The organism is Bacteroides sp. MSK.20.82 (assembly GCF_019052485.1).
Taxonomy (GTDB): Bacteria; Bacteroidota; Bacteroidia; order Bacteroidales; family Bacteroidaceae; genus Bacteroides; species Bacteroides thetaiotaomicron.
This window is the reverse complement of record NZ_JAHQUN010000079.1, coordinates 1-13845: the sequence shown is the minus strand read 5'-3', so window position 1 is coordinate 13845 and position 13845 is coordinate 1. Positions and strand designations below refer to the sequence as shown.

Genomic DNA, 13845 nt, shown 5'->3' with positions numbered 1-13845 from the left:
GACTTATGACTTTTCCGACATGCTACACTCCCTGCTCGGTTAAGTTTTCCCGAAAACAGATAAGTCGGCTGATGATAGGTTATTTTCAAAGAACACTTTCCTAATCTCTTGCCAAAGAGATGTTTACGATGCAACCTTTACGGGCGCACAGAGATACTTTATGTACTCACTCATATTGGCGGACATCAGGGCTTTCCAGCATTCCTCAATGAGTATCATCTTGCGGATACCTTTCAAACGGCGCATCTTGGCGATGAAGGTTTCCATGATTATCAGCGTGACCACGGGCAGAAGCACCTTGTTTCCGCTGATATTGTCCAGTTCAAATACGATAAAGCGCTTGTTGGTAAGATCCAGTTCCTTGTCCGAATTAAGCAGGAAATCATAATCACCGCCACGGTAGAACGGTTCCAGCACGTTCAGGAAACCGTCGATGTCAAAATCTTTCTCACGGACTTTCTTCTCCTCAATCATCCGGCGGTAGTCATCACGCACAAACTCGTAGAATCCGTTGAAATCGGGTCTGACATCCCTGTTTTCCATTATCCTGCGGATGTATGCGTTCACCGCTCCCGAAAGGGCCACTTCCTCCGAACGCCTTGGGGATTCATCCTCACGTTTCCAGAGTGTGAGTATCAGTGTCTTGATGCTTTCACGCTTTTCCACGTCAAACTCCCCGGAATCCGTATAGAACGGATTGAAGGCGATGGGATTGTCCTCCTCATAGGTAATATAGATACCGTCCTCTCCATGTGTCCGGTCATGAATCAGGCTGCAAAGTCCCTGATAGCTGTTTCCGGTATCCACCAGCAGGATATGGGTACCCTGTTCATAATACTGGCGGACAAGATGGTTCGTAAAGAAGGATTTACCGCTGCCGGAGGGACCGAGTATGAACTTGTTGCGGTTGGTGATGATTCCCTTGCGCATGGGCAGGTCACTGATGTCCAGATGAAGCGGTACGCCGCTCTGCCTGTCCGTCATACGGATACCGAACGGGCTGGGCGAACTGCGGTAATTCGTTTCCGAAGCAAACAGGCAGACAGCCTGTTCCAGAAAGGTATAGAAACTTTCCTCAGCCGGAAAATCGCCCGCATTGCCTGGAATACCAGACCAGTACAGCACCGGAGTATCTATCGTGTTGTAATGGGGTACGCATCCCATCAGGGCAAGCTGGCTGCCGGTATCGTTCTTGATACGCCTTAACTCTTCCTCGTCTTCCGCCCAGGCCAGTACGTTACAGTGGCACCGTACCGGAACAAGCCCTTTCGTATGCGCCTCGTCAAGATACATTTCTGCCCATTCATAGTTCACGGCATTGCTGCGGCTGTATTTCGACAGGGACAGCATGTTACGTGAGGTCTTTTCCATGCGTTGCAGGATTTCCTGCGCGTCATCGATGAACACGTACTGCGAATAGACATGGTTGCATGAAAGCAGGAGTCCTACCGGAGCCGCAAACGAAAGACGGCAGTCGCTACGGTCCGTGGATAAGCGCTCATAGCGCATGTCCGTGCCCACACTGCCGGGAAGGTCTTCCGTATCGGAAAGCACATGCAGGCAAAGACGTTTGTCACCGATGCGCATACGTTCCGGATCAAGGCAGATGTCCTGTAATACGGGGTGCGTGTCCTCCATACCGAGAGTCAGGTATCTTTCAATCAGCCCGGGACATTCTTCCGTTCCGACCACCTCTTCCGTTCTGAGACGCTTCATCCTGACATGCCCCGAATCGTTCATGATATGCTCGAACTGCTCCACCGCCTCCAGGAATTTCACGACCGAATCCCAGTCCGTGATTTCCTTGGGAAGGATATAGCCGCGGCACAGGGTACTGAAATCACTGCGGCGACGGGCACGTTCGCGTGTGGTCTTTGTCAGGTACAGGAAGCAGCGGTGCCTGAGATACGGGCGTTCGTTGAAATGACGCTCATAGCTGCGAGACAGGAAACTTTCCGTCCCGTCTCCTTCGCTCCGGTAGTTTTCCTTGACGAACCAGTCCTGCTTGTACACGACAGAATAATTGGGAAGCACCTTCATGGCCTTTACCCAGGTACCGTGAATGGCTTCATATTCCGCTGCCGTCACCGTGTACAGTTCAGGCAGCTCGACCTCGAAGGCTACCGTAATGTCCGCATCCTTGCTTACGATGCAGTTGTTTTCCACGGCCAGAATCGGGAATCTGTCTTCCAGATCACAGGCCTTCAATACACTTCTCATTTCTTTCTCTTCTTTTTGGTTAATGCTCTGAATATTCTGCGGCGGGCTGACAGATAGCGCGGATGGCGTTTCTCGGCCAGCATCTTCATCAGCCCGTGCTCACCGTAGCGGGCATTCATGCGGAAGGTCAGCCATACGGCCAGGGTACCGGATACCGCCCCGAAAGACAGGCATACCAGCTGGCTGACACCGGCCATATACAGGACAACCACCGCAAGAAAGACCGATACAAGGCCTCCGGCAAAAAAGAACAGGTACTGTGATTTCAAGCCCTTGAACTCAATCGGACGGCCTGCTCCTTTGTTGATACGGTAATCCATGGCTTACAGGAAGAAGGAACGGAGAATGGTGGCGGCCACAATCAGGAAGATGCAGGCGAAGAACCAGCTTGCCGCAGTCTTGGACGTATCCGGGTCACCGCTGCTGAACTTGCCATACGTCTTGATACCGCCGACCAGACCGAGTACGGCTCCAATGGCATAACACAATTTGGTGGCCGGATCGAAATACGAAGTCATAAGGCTGGTAGCCTCATTGATGCCGGCAAGACCCTGTCCCTGTGCGAAGGCACCTGCCGCTGCCAGCACACACAATACTGAAAATAGGATTCTTCTCTTCATTGTCGAATCATTTTTGGGTTTGACATAAATGTTGAATTCGACTGCAAATATATAAGGCTTAAACCGCTGTGATACAACACTGTCATCAGGTGTCACCGGATGTCATCAGATGTCATTCAGGAAGCCTTACAGACATAAAAAAAGCATCCCGAAAAGATTTCCGGGATGCCTGAATATATCGGTGTCAGATATATTTCCGCCACTCGTCAGACGGTTCATTCCCATCCTTTACCTTAAGCGGTTTGGGATTGCCGTCCTCATCAAGATACCTGTCTATCAGTTCCTCTACAATAGCGGAATTCTCCATATTGGAAAGGAACACGTCCATCAGGCTGGTCTGCCTGATGGAGAACAGGACACGGGCTGCCTGCATGGCCTTCTCATGGTCGGCTTCATCCTGATGTGTCAGATATTCGCCGAGTACTTCCATGTCCCTGCTGGACAGAACAGGTGATACGGATTCAACTTCGGGAGACTCCGCATCAAGGTCTTCCTGGACTTCCTGCAGGAGTTTCATCTTTTCCAGCTGAAGGTTGCATTCCACATCTTCCTGCTGCACGTCCTCCTCCTCACCGATAAAATTCCTTTCAAGTGGCTGGCTCATGAAGGGAGCGGCAGTCTTTCCGGCATTCTCGTCCAGATAGACATAACGGGTACTTCCCATCACTTCTGCATCTGAAACCGCAGATTCCGTTCCGGCAGCTTCTTTCTTTTCCTTCTTCACGCAAGGTTTCCCATAAAGCAGGGTACAAACAGTTTCGATACGCCTTCTCCAGCTATACACGCTGTACAGCAAATAGCCTATACAGACAATCCGTACACAGAAGTATATCAGTTCTTCCATAAAGAATCCTTATAGAGAAAGCATTCAAGTTCATTCTTCAGCAATTCTCCGTGGCGTTTCAAGTGTTCCTCCACGATATTGCTCACATAGACTGAAACACTCATGCCGGGAGCCATAAACGGAATAAGGCGGCTTGCCTTGTTGTACAAACCGCAACGGATACGAATCTGACGTCCTTTCCCGACTGGAGCATCGTTCAGATACACACGGCTATATTCGGGAAAGCAGTTCGCTATTCCTATTTTCTCATTCAACTCTCTGACCTGTCTTTTCAGTGAACAAATCTTATTGGACAGTACATAAACGCAACATAACAGCAGGCCGCAAACCAATACGGCAACAGTCAATACAATCCACATCATTTTCAGAATGTTTTTGGGGTTTTTCGGCGAAACAGCTCGCCAAGCTCTTCACTGTAAGTCTCAAGATGGTGTGCCAGCACATTATCCAAAAAAGCAGGCACACTCATGTCATCACTCAGAAGGGGAAGGATACGGGCCAGCCTGCAATACATGTCATAGCTGATATAGGTCTGCTTTCTGTGTACGGACTTCTTTCTGTCCAGAAACAGTTCCTTGTACATTTCCACCTTCTCTTCCAGTCCGGGATCGGCGCGTATCGTTTTGCGGGACTTTTCCTGTCCCTGTGTCTTTACTTCCGGCACATTTTTTTCCTTTTCTGTGACAGGAAGAACATTCTCACCGACATCAGTTCCAGATTTACCGCAGGAAATGGATTCACTGGCCATCATGTCCTTCAAGGCATCCTCATCCACCTTGAATATCTCTCTTTTCTTTGCCATAGTTCTTATCCCGGAAATATGATACGTTCCATCTCCTGGGCAAACGCCTCAAGACGGCTGTCTTTCAGTAGTGATTCGGAAGGAGGGAGAAGGGTGCAGCGGAAATGCTGTCTGGAAGAAGGTGTCATTTCCTTGTTAAAACGTTCAAGATCCGGAAGTACGGTTTCAAAGACCTTTAACCCCATACGAAGCACTATTGCATTATACATTACATACAGTTCTTTTGAAGTACGGCTGTCCATACGGTTCCAGAATAAACGTATGTCCTTCAGGGGAGCTTCCGGATGCTGTCCGATAAAATCCTGAACGGTCGATACAAAGGAAAGGCTGCTCTGCATGACCATACGGTCCTTTACAATGGGAGTAAAGATAAAATCCATGTTCATGACGGACTCGAATACACCACGGGAGTTCACCGTTCCGGGAAGATCGAAGAATATCAGGTCATAGTCGCCTTCCAGTTTGCCGGGAATCTCTGCGGCTGCCTCCGGCGTGGAAGTGACGATCGGATAGGCCTTACGGGAACCGTCTTCAAACTGACGGCAGAAAAGTCGCTGGTGATACTCGCTTTTCTCAAGGTTCTTCAAATCCCTTCCCCTTAGTTTTTCCAGACTGAACTGGGGATAGTCACAGTCAACGACAGCAACTTTCAGACCTTTTACATAATTAAAATAACTGGCAAGAACCGCTGTTACCGTGGACTTGCCCACACCGCCTTTCTGATTGCTGAAGGCGACAAGAATCGGACGTTTGTTCATACCTTTTGTTTTTGGGGTTAATATTCACTTTTTCTTTCACTAATCTTATAATGGCATTACGCTATTGTGATACTATTGTTGCCATGTTATTATGTCCTTATGTTATTGCAATACTATGTTGCCATATTATTATGTCCTTATGTTATTGCAATATTATGTTGCCATGTTATTATGTCCTTATGTTATTACAATATTATGTTGCCATGTTATTATGTCCTTATGTTATTGCAATACTATGTTGTTATGTTATTATGTCATTATGTTATTGCAATACTATGTTGCCATGTTATTATGTCATTATGTTATTGCAATATTGCACGCTTAAATCGCGTCAAAAATAAGGTCTTTCAAGCATACAGGTAATATGTAGCCTGCACCATGACATCAGATGTCATCAGACGTCTTTATATGTCATATAATCCACTATTTCACAACTGTTTACACGGTCATAATTTTGCAAAGTCAGAACCGATGAACGGCTTGGAACATCTTCCGACGGACAGCAGCACGCCGCTCACGTCGCGCAGCAATCCGCCGGAGGTGGATTCTCTGTTCAAACGAACAGAGCAAGTTGTGTCTTTGTCCGACAGAAAGTATTCTGCCCGACAAAGACCAACTTGCCCTCCCTCACGGTCGGGGGATTTTCCTCCAAAGTCGGAAAATCTGACGGAGAAAGCAAAACAACCCAAAAGCAAAAAAGCATGGAGAAAAAACAGGCAAGAAGGACAGGCAGAAAACCGAAGACTGATCCGGCGGACTACAAGTACAATTTCCGTCTGAACGCACAGGAGAAAAGCAGATTTGAGAAACTGTTTCTGGAATCCGGAGCAAGGGACAGGACAATCTTTATCAAGAAATCAATCTTTTCAGAACAGCTGAAGGTAATCAAGGTGGACAAGGTTTCCATGGACTATTACATCCGGCTCGGGGAATTTTACAGACAATTCCAGGCAATAGGCAACAATTACAATCAGGTCGTAAGGGCCGTACAGAAAAACTTCGGGGAAAAAAGGGCGATGTCCCTGCTTTACAAACTTGAAAAGGCTACCCTGGAACTGATACTGCTCAACAAGCAGATTATGGCATTAACCAAAGAATATGAAAAGAAATGGTTGCAAAGATAAGTCACGGGGCAAGCCTTTACGGAGCACTGTCCTATAACCATGAAAAGGTTTTTCAAGGTACGGCGGAAATCCTGTCAGGACACCGGATGATTTCCGACCGCCCGGGACTGCCGAGCGGGGACATGCGTCTGGCTCTCCTTTCATTTGAAAACCATCTGACGGCAAACAGGAGGACGGACAAACCGGTCCTGCATATCGCCCTAAGTCCGGCACCGGAAGACAGGCTGGACAATGACAGGCTGGCGGAACTGGCAGAGAAATACATGCAGAAAATGGGATACGGTGACCAGCCGTTCATCGTGTACAGACATGGCGATACCTGCAACACGCACGTACATATCGTGAGTGTATGTATTGACGATGAAGGAAGAAAAATCAATGACTCCTATGAGCACCGCCGTTCCATGACTGCCTGCCGGGAACTGGAACAGGAATTCGGACTGCGTAACAGTGCGGATGCGGAAAGACGGAATCCGAAAGCGGAACTGAAAAAGGTCGATGCCTCACAGGGGGATATACGCCATCAGATAGGAAACACACTGAAGGCCGTACTGGAAAGCTACCGTTTCCAGACTTTCGGAGAGTATTCCGCACTGCTTTCCACACTGAACATTGAAGCCCGACAGGTTCGGGGCGATTACATGGGAACACCCTATACGGGTATCATCTATTCGGCTACAGACGACAGCGGTAAAGTGGTCAGCCCTCCGATAAAAAGTGCAAGGTTCGGCAAGCGTTTCGGAAATACGGGACTGTCCGAACGTATGTTACGGCATACACAGGACTTCAAGGAAGGCAGATGGGCTCCTGCCATATCCGGCAAGGTAGTATGGGCCATGCGTAACGCAAAATCTGAACAGGAATTCAGGGAACTGCTGAAACAGGAGCACATTGATGTGGTATTCCGAAGGAACGATACCGGACGTATCTATGGCGTCACATTCATAGACCATGAACGACGCGAGGCGTTCAACGGTTCACGTATGGGAAAGGAGTTTTCTGCCAACGTATTCAACGATCTTGTCTGCTGGTGGGAAGGAATACCCTGGCAGGAGAGACAACAGTCCGGTCCGGAGGAACTTTGGAAACGATACGGTCATCGTATGGAAGAAGGCAGTGCGCTTGAACAGGCGGCAGGCATATTCTCCTTTGAGGCAAATCCGGCAGTCGATTACGAGGAAGAAGCGTTCCGTCGCCGCATGAAACGGAAAAAGAAACCACAGAAGCGCAAATCACGCGGTATCTGATCAATCAAAATGAGTCAACAACAGGGGGAACAACGGATTCCCCCACAATCATCTACATCATTATGCAACAGGAAGACGATTTGAGAGCCCTTGCCAAGATTATGGAATTCGGCAGGGCAGTCAGTATTTTTATTCTGGTAGTCCACGTTTATGTGTACTGCTATCCCAGTATGAGTGCCTGGCATCTGAATCTGGATGTCATAGACCGGATACTGATGAACTTTGACAGGACAACCGGTATATTCGGCTGTATCCTTTGGACAAAACTGATGGCAGTTCTTCTGCTGGCCATATCCTGTATGGGTACTATCGGAGTCAAGGGTGAGAAAATAACCTGGCAGCGTATATGGGCGGTACTTACTGCCGGAGCTGTTCTTTTTTTCATGAACTGGTGGCTGCTGGAACTGCCTTTTCCGCACGAAGCTATTACTGCCTTGTATGTAGTAACTCTCGCAGCCGGTTATCTATGCCTGCTCATGGCGGGACTGTGGATCAGCAGGCTTTACAGACATAACCTGATGGAGGACGTATTCAATATGGAAAACGAATCCTTCATGCAGGAGACAAGGCTGATGGAGAATGAATATTCTGTCAATCTGCCAACCAGATTCCAGTATGGCGGCAAACTCAATGACGGATGGATCAACGTGGTCAATCCTTTCCGTGCGACCATCGTATTGGGAACACCGGGTTCAGGTAAATCCTATGCAGTGGTAAACAACTACATCAAACAGATGATTTCCAAAGGTTTCAGTGTCTATATCTATGATTATAAATTTGATGACCTTTCCACCATTGCCTACAATACCTTGTTACACAATATGGACAAATACAAGGTAAAGCCACATTTCTATGTCATCAACTTCGATGATCCGCACCGTTCACACCGCTGCAATCCCATCAATCCGGAGTTCATGACGGACATCTCTGACGCATACGAAGCAAGCTATACCATTATGCTCAACTTAAACCGCACCTGGATTGAAAAGCAGGGTGATTTCTTTGTAGAGTCCCCGATTATCCTGCTGGCAGCCATTATATGGTATCTCAAAATATTCAAAGGCGGTATCTACTGCACGTTCCCTCATGCCGTGGAACTGCTGAACAAGCCTTACTCAGATTTGTTTACCATATTGACTTCCTATCCGGAACTGGAGAACTACCTTTCTCCTTTCATGGATGCATGGAAAGGCGGGGCACAGGATCAGCTCCAGGGCCAGATAGCTTCAGCGAAAATTCCGCTTACCAGAATGATTTCTCCACAGTTGTACTGGGTCATGACAGGTAATGATTTTTCTCTGGACATTAATAATCCGAAGGAGCCTAAAATCCTTTGTGTAGGCAATAATCCGGACCGACAGAACATCTATTCCGCTGCACTCGGACTGTATAATTCCAGAATCGTCAAGCTGATAAACAAGAAAGGACAGCTTAAAAGCACGGTCATTATAGATGAGCTTCCAACCATCTATTTCCGAGGACTGGACAACCTGATTGCAACGGCACGTTCCAACAAAGTGGCAGTCTGTCTGGGATTTCAGGACTTCAGCCAGCTTAACCGTGACTACGGTGAAAAGGAAAGCAAGGTAATTCAAAATACAGTCGGCAACATATTCAGCGGTCAGGTGGTAGGTGAAACGGCCAAGACACTTTCCGAACGTTTCGGTAAGATTTTACAGAAACGGCAGTCTATATCCATCAACCGTCAGGATGTTTCCACATCCATTAATACCCAGCTGGATTCTCTGATTCCTGCATCCAAGATTTCCAACCTATCACAGGGTACGTTTGTCGGTTCCGTGTCGGATAATTTCGGTGAGAAAATAGACCAGAAGATTTTCCATGCGGAAATTATCGTGGACCATGCCAAAGTAAGTGCGGAAGAAAAGGCTTATAAAAAAATCCCGGTTATCAACACGTTCAAGGACAGTGAAGGGAATGACATCATGCTCCAGCAGATACAGCGTAATTATGACCAGATAAAGGCGGATGCCCAGGCTATCATCAACGATGAAATGGAACGTATAAAGAACGACCCGGAACTATGTGAACGGCTGGGAATAGAAAGTGTAGAAGAGGAGAGAAGAAAAGCTGAATAGATACAGAATGACAAATAAATCCTGAATCAATTTGATTTTCAGGGAACATTCCTTATCTTTGAACTTGAAATAGAACATAACGGCGGATTACGGGATGTTTTCCGTCGATTATATACATAAGTCGCAAGATGCCCAAAGCTGGAATCTGGTAAATTTCAAAAATTGTAAAGGCTATTGCGTGAGGCTTATGCTATACCCTATAGCGTGAGCCCATGCGTATCTTTACAATGGGTTTACCAGACCCTCAGCTTTGGATTCTGCATGGGTTTCATGCTTTTTTAATAAGCTGAGGTATGGCAAAAGTACAGATTATTATGCCCGTCACATTGGACGGTTTCCTGCCGGACAAAAATGAGAAACTGATGGTATGGCTCAATACAGACCGGAACGGCTTCCCTTATTGGGAAGAGCGGGCTACATTCAACATGTATCCGCATTACGGCATGCTTGACTTGATGGATGCAAAAGAGAGACGAGACAATAACTGTACCTTCTTTATGAAAGTACAGGACGAAAAAAGTGCCGAATATGCTGGTGGAGTATTTCTCTTCCGACTCGCAGATGAACTGGTCATTTACCTGCTTCCAATATCATACAAAAGTGGGAAAAACATAACTGGAAAGATTCAATTCGGACAATGGACTTTACGTGAGTCCAAAACATTCCGAAACAATGTATGCAGACTGGTATACAGCCTTAAAGAATAAAGATTACTTCAGATCAAGTTTCTTCATTTTCTTGTACAGGGCTGTACGACTGCAACCGAGTTCCGCTGCTGTCTTGCTGACATTACCATGATTTTTATCAAGCAGATTTCGTATCCTTTCCTTTTCCTGAATGATACGAATATCCGGATTGTCACTACAATCTACATTGTCCAGTCCCAAGTCACAGACATCCAATAATGCATTATCCGCAACAATTACCGCACGTTTGATCTTTGCGTTCAATTCCCGCACATTACCCGGCCAGTCATATCCCAACATACATGCTTTTGCTTCTTCGGTAAATCCCTCATTCTTGACACGTATTCTGCCGGAATGTTCTTTCCTGAAAAATTCGGCAAGCGGAAGAATATCATCTTTACAATCTTTTAATGGCGGTTGAACAATTTCGAGTTCTGCAAGGCGATAATACAAATCCTCACGAAAACGACCTTCCTGCACAGCCTTTTCCATATCCTCATTGGTGGCAGATACGATACGCACGTCAATATGCTTGACTTTATCACTTCCAACAGGATTAAACTCCTTTTCCTGAAGAACCCGAAGGAGAAGAATCTGCATGGAATACGGCATATTACCGACTTCATCCAGAAATAAGGTTCCTCCATTGGCCGTTTCAAAATATCCCTTCCTATCAGCAACTGCTCCGGTAAAGGCACCCTTGACCGCACCAAAAAATTCAGAAGCCTGTAAATCGTTAGGTATACTTCCACAATTGACAGCAACGAAAGGTTTATCACGTCTGTCACTATAACGGTGGATCATCTGGGCTATCACTTCCTTACCGCTTCCGCTCGGACCGAGTATCAGAACTGAAAGTTCAGAAGATGCCACACGACGAGCCAGTGAAGCGGCTTTTCTGGCAGCTTCACTGGTACGTTCAACAAAAGAACGCTCTTTACGTACAATAACTGGCTGCTTAAGCATACTATGTACTAATTCTATCAGTAGCTCTTGATGAACAGGCTTTTGCAAATAATCCTTAGCACCGAGTTTGATAGCACGGACTGCATCCGTGATACAGGCATAATCTGTCATGACAATAAATGGAACTTCCATCTTAGAACGCATCATCCATTCCAGAAGACTAATACCATCACCTTCCGGCAGACGTACGTCTCCCAATACAAGATTGATTTCGTTTTTCTTCAGAATACTACGTGCACCGGGTTCATCTATAGCTGTCAATACTTCGTAACCGGCCTTCTGCAGCCATTTTTCAATCATTCCGCAAAGTATCATATTGTCTTCAACTATCAGAATTTTCATATCTTTTCAGTTCATTTTCTGTTTCATTAATTAATTTTTCAATCCACTCTATAATCTGGATAGCATTTTCACAAATAACATCATCACTAATATCCATATCGTGTAACTTTTCTTGAAAATCACGCAACAACTGTTCCTTTTCAAGCATTTCCCATACAGGCATCATTCGATGTATTGTTTTTCTCATGGATTCACGATTGGTTGTCTTTATGGCTGTTTTAAGTTCCTCAATTTCTTTTCTTGATTCCATGATAACAAGAGACATCATATGTTCATGATCATCTGTACTATCCAACAAGCAGGAAAAGTCAAAATCTCCAGTTTGAGAAACTTTTATTTGAGACATAATGGTTGATAAAAAAGTAAGTAATGCATGGATGTTGAACGGCTTATGAATGCAACCCGCAAATCCTTCTTTTTCATAGATTCCGGAATTTCCGTCACCACGGGCAGTCATGACTGCAACAGGAATGGTTCTTGAATTTCCTATGTCTGAATTTCTAAGTAGTTTTAATAGAGCGAACCCATCGATATCCGGCATTTGTACATCAGTAAGTATCATATCATAATCTGATTGTCTAATAGCTGTTACTACATCCCGTACATTCATACAGGTCGTACAAGTTATACCATTACGCCCAAGCATGTCTTCCACTATTTTTAGCAATATAGGATCATCATCCACAACAAGTACATTTTTCGGCAAAATGGTTATAGACTCACTATAAGAATTACATTCGTCCACAAGCTCATCCGTTTCTGGTAAAAGAAATTCAAGTTTGAACACGCTCCCCTTACCAAGCTTACTTTCTACATTTATTGTTCCATCAAGGACTTTAACTAGTCCCTTAGTCAGAAAAAGACCTAAACCGAAACCTTCTGAATTAACATTCTGCGCAGCACGTTCAAAGGGAGAAAATATTTTTTTAAGCGTCTCTTCATCCATTCCAATACCTGTATCCCTTATTTCAATCAACAGTTTCCCTTCTAAATATTCAGTATGGAAACAGACATTTCCTTTGGATGTAAACTTGATGGCGTTTGTAAGCAGATTGTCTAGTACTTGTTCAAGTTTGTCCGCGTCTCCTTTTACAGTTACATTTGAACCATTATGTTCCGAATATAGAATCAGACCTTTTGAAACCGATTTACGGGAGAATTCATCTGAAATGCGCAGCAAAAAACGATTTAGATGAAAAGGTGCATCATTACGTAAGCTACCGACGTCATTAATCCGGTAAGCATCCATCAGGTCGTTAACTAAATGTAGGACGTGTTGGCAAGAATGACGGATGTCATCTAAATAGATTTCGCGCTTTTTCTTTTCTCGCGTTTCCGAAACCAAATCGGCACAGTTATGTATATTACCAAGTGGGCCTCGTACATCATGAGAAATAGTTAAAATAATTTGCTTGCGCATTTCAAGTAAATCTACATTCTCTTTAATAACCTGTTTTAATTTTCGTTTAATCGTTTCTTCTTTATTAAAATCCGAACGTATAATAAAAAAGGAGAGCAATAATAAAATAATAGCTATGATTATAATTATAGAGAATAAGCGAAAAGCCGTTTTTTGAGCATTTATAATTTCTTTATTATATTCAATAAAATTCTTTTGAATATCATCATCTAAAACACATAAAAGCTCGCTTAATTGATTATTTATCAATTTATTTTTCATGATTAAACTATCTGATTCCATCTCTATCTGAATCAGATAATTTTTATGATCTATATTTGTTTTTTTCTTTAATTCTGAATATTCTATCACATAATATGGTTCTTGAATTGTTTCGGTTTTTCCAAAAAATCCAGCTAAACCTTTCTTCTTTCTCGTTACTGTTCGTGTTTTTAAACTCTTTTTAGGAATTTGGGATTCAAAAAATAAACTGTCTGACTTCTCTTTGGACTTAATAGTTCTCATGATATGCAAAAGAGAATATTCTTTTTGCTCTAACATATTACATAAAGAATCAACTTGCTCAATCTGGATAAAACCATTACAATGTATTTTTATATCTTGTAAAATACTATCTGTAAACAAACGATTCCTTTGATATTCTAAATAGTCTCTATAATTCCATGTAAATACAGACTCACTTAAAGATGATAATTTATTGACATATAAAGGTAAAAC

Annotated in this window: 12 protein-coding genes and 1 pseudogene; 4 read left to right on the top strand and 9 right to left on the bottom strand. The window is 44.5% G+C overall.

What is annotated here, in order from left to right; all coding sequences use genetic code 11:
• Nucleotides 1–135 precede the first annotated feature (135 nt).
• The 7 genes and pseudogenes from KTR07_RS26770 to KTR07_RS26740 form a co-directional block, all read right to left on the bottom strand.
• Nucleotides 136–2220, bottom strand: a pseudogene (locus tag KTR07_RS26770) (TraG family conjugative transposon ATPase); the annotation flags it as partial.
• Nucleotides 2217–2540 (bottom strand): DUF4133 domain-containing protein, encoded by a 324-nt coding sequence (locus KTR07_RS26765; RefSeq protein WP_005776857.1) that lies wholly within the window; start codon nucleotides 2538–2540, stop codon nucleotides 2217–2219. The pseudogene KTR07_RS26770 and the gene KTR07_RS26765, both read right to left, overlap by 4 nt.
• A 3-nt stretch (nucleotides 2541–2543) precedes the next feature.
• Nucleotides 2544–2840 carry a DUF4134 domain-containing protein gene (locus KTR07_RS26760; RefSeq protein ID WP_007843736.1) on the bottom strand — a complete coding sequence of 99 codons (297 nt, stop codon included), beginning with the start codon at nucleotides 2838–2840 and terminating at the stop codon, nucleotides 2544–2546.
• A gap of 184 nt (nucleotides 2841–3024) precedes the next feature.
• Complete coding sequence (locus tag KTR07_RS26755) at nucleotides 3025–3684, bottom strand: DUF4122 family protein (protein WP_005776854.1); 660 nt, start codon at nucleotides 3682–3684, stop codon at nucleotides 3025–3027.
• The gene (locus KTR07_RS26750; protein WP_005776853.1) at nucleotides 3672–4046 is read right to left on the bottom strand and encodes a DUF3408 domain-containing protein; all 375 of its coding nucleotides are present in this window, start codon (nucleotides 4044–4046) and stop codon (nucleotides 3672–3674) included. The genes KTR07_RS26755 and KTR07_RS26750 overlap by 13 nt, the downstream gene beginning before the upstream one ends.
• Nucleotides 4047–4048: 2 nt before the next feature.
• On the bottom strand, nucleotides 4049–4486 hold the full coding sequence (locus tag KTR07_RS26745; protein ID WP_005776852.1) for a DUF3408 domain-containing protein: 438 nt from the start codon (nucleotides 4484–4486) through the stop codon (nucleotides 4049–4051).
• A 5-nt stretch (nucleotides 4487–4491) separates the two neighbouring features.
• The gene (locus KTR07_RS26740; protein WP_005776850.1) at nucleotides 4492–5244 is read right to left on the bottom strand and encodes a ParA family protein; all 753 of its coding nucleotides are present in this window, start codon (nucleotides 5242–5244) and stop codon (nucleotides 4492–4494) included.
• A gap of 701 nt (nucleotides 5245–5945) precedes the next feature.
• Between KTR07_RS26740 and mobA the strand changes: the two genes are divergently transcribed.
• The 4 genes from mobA (at nucleotide 5946) to KTR07_RS26720 (ending at nucleotide 10421) form a co-directional block, all read left to right on the top strand.
• Complete coding sequence (mobA, locus tag KTR07_RS26735) at nucleotides 5946–6368, top strand: conjugal transfer protein MobA (protein ID WP_005784646.1); 423 nt, start codon at nucleotides 5946–5948, stop codon at nucleotides 6366–6368.
• Nucleotides 6353–7615, top strand: coding sequence for a conjugal transfer protein MobB (gene mobB / locus KTR07_RS26730; protein ID WP_004326329.1), 1263 nt, complete (start codon nucleotides 6353–6355; stop codon nucleotides 7613–7615). Before mobA ends, mobB begins: the two co-directional genes overlap by 16 nt.
• Before the next feature lie 62 nt (nucleotides 7616–7677).
• Complete coding sequence (mobC, locus tag KTR07_RS26725) at nucleotides 7678–9714, top strand: conjugal transfer protein MobC (RefSeq protein ID WP_005776849.1); 2037 nt, start codon at nucleotides 7678–7680, stop codon at nucleotides 9712–9714.
• Between the two features lie 293 nt (nucleotides 9715–10007).
• On the top strand, nucleotides 10008–10421 hold the full coding sequence (locus tag KTR07_RS26720) for a hypothetical protein (RefSeq protein ID WP_004326331.1): 414 nt from the start codon (nucleotides 10008–10010) through the stop codon (nucleotides 10419–10421).
• A 3-nt stretch (nucleotides 10422–10424) separates the two neighbouring features.
• Here the strand turns inward: KTR07_RS26720 and KTR07_RS26715 are convergent, their stop codons facing one another.
• Both KTR07_RS26715 and KTR07_RS26710 read right to left on the bottom strand, forming a co-directional pair.
• Complete coding sequence (locus KTR07_RS26715; protein ID WP_004326332.1) at nucleotides 10425–11708, bottom strand: sigma-54 dependent transcriptional regulator; 1284 nt, start codon at nucleotides 11706–11708, stop codon at nucleotides 10425–10427.
• A partial coding sequence (locus tag KTR07_RS26710; RefSeq protein ID WP_217315545.1) for a hybrid sensor histidine kinase/response regulator occupies nucleotides 11689–13845 on the bottom strand: 2157 nt, incomplete at its 5' end. The genes KTR07_RS26715 and KTR07_RS26710, both read right to left, overlap by 20 nt.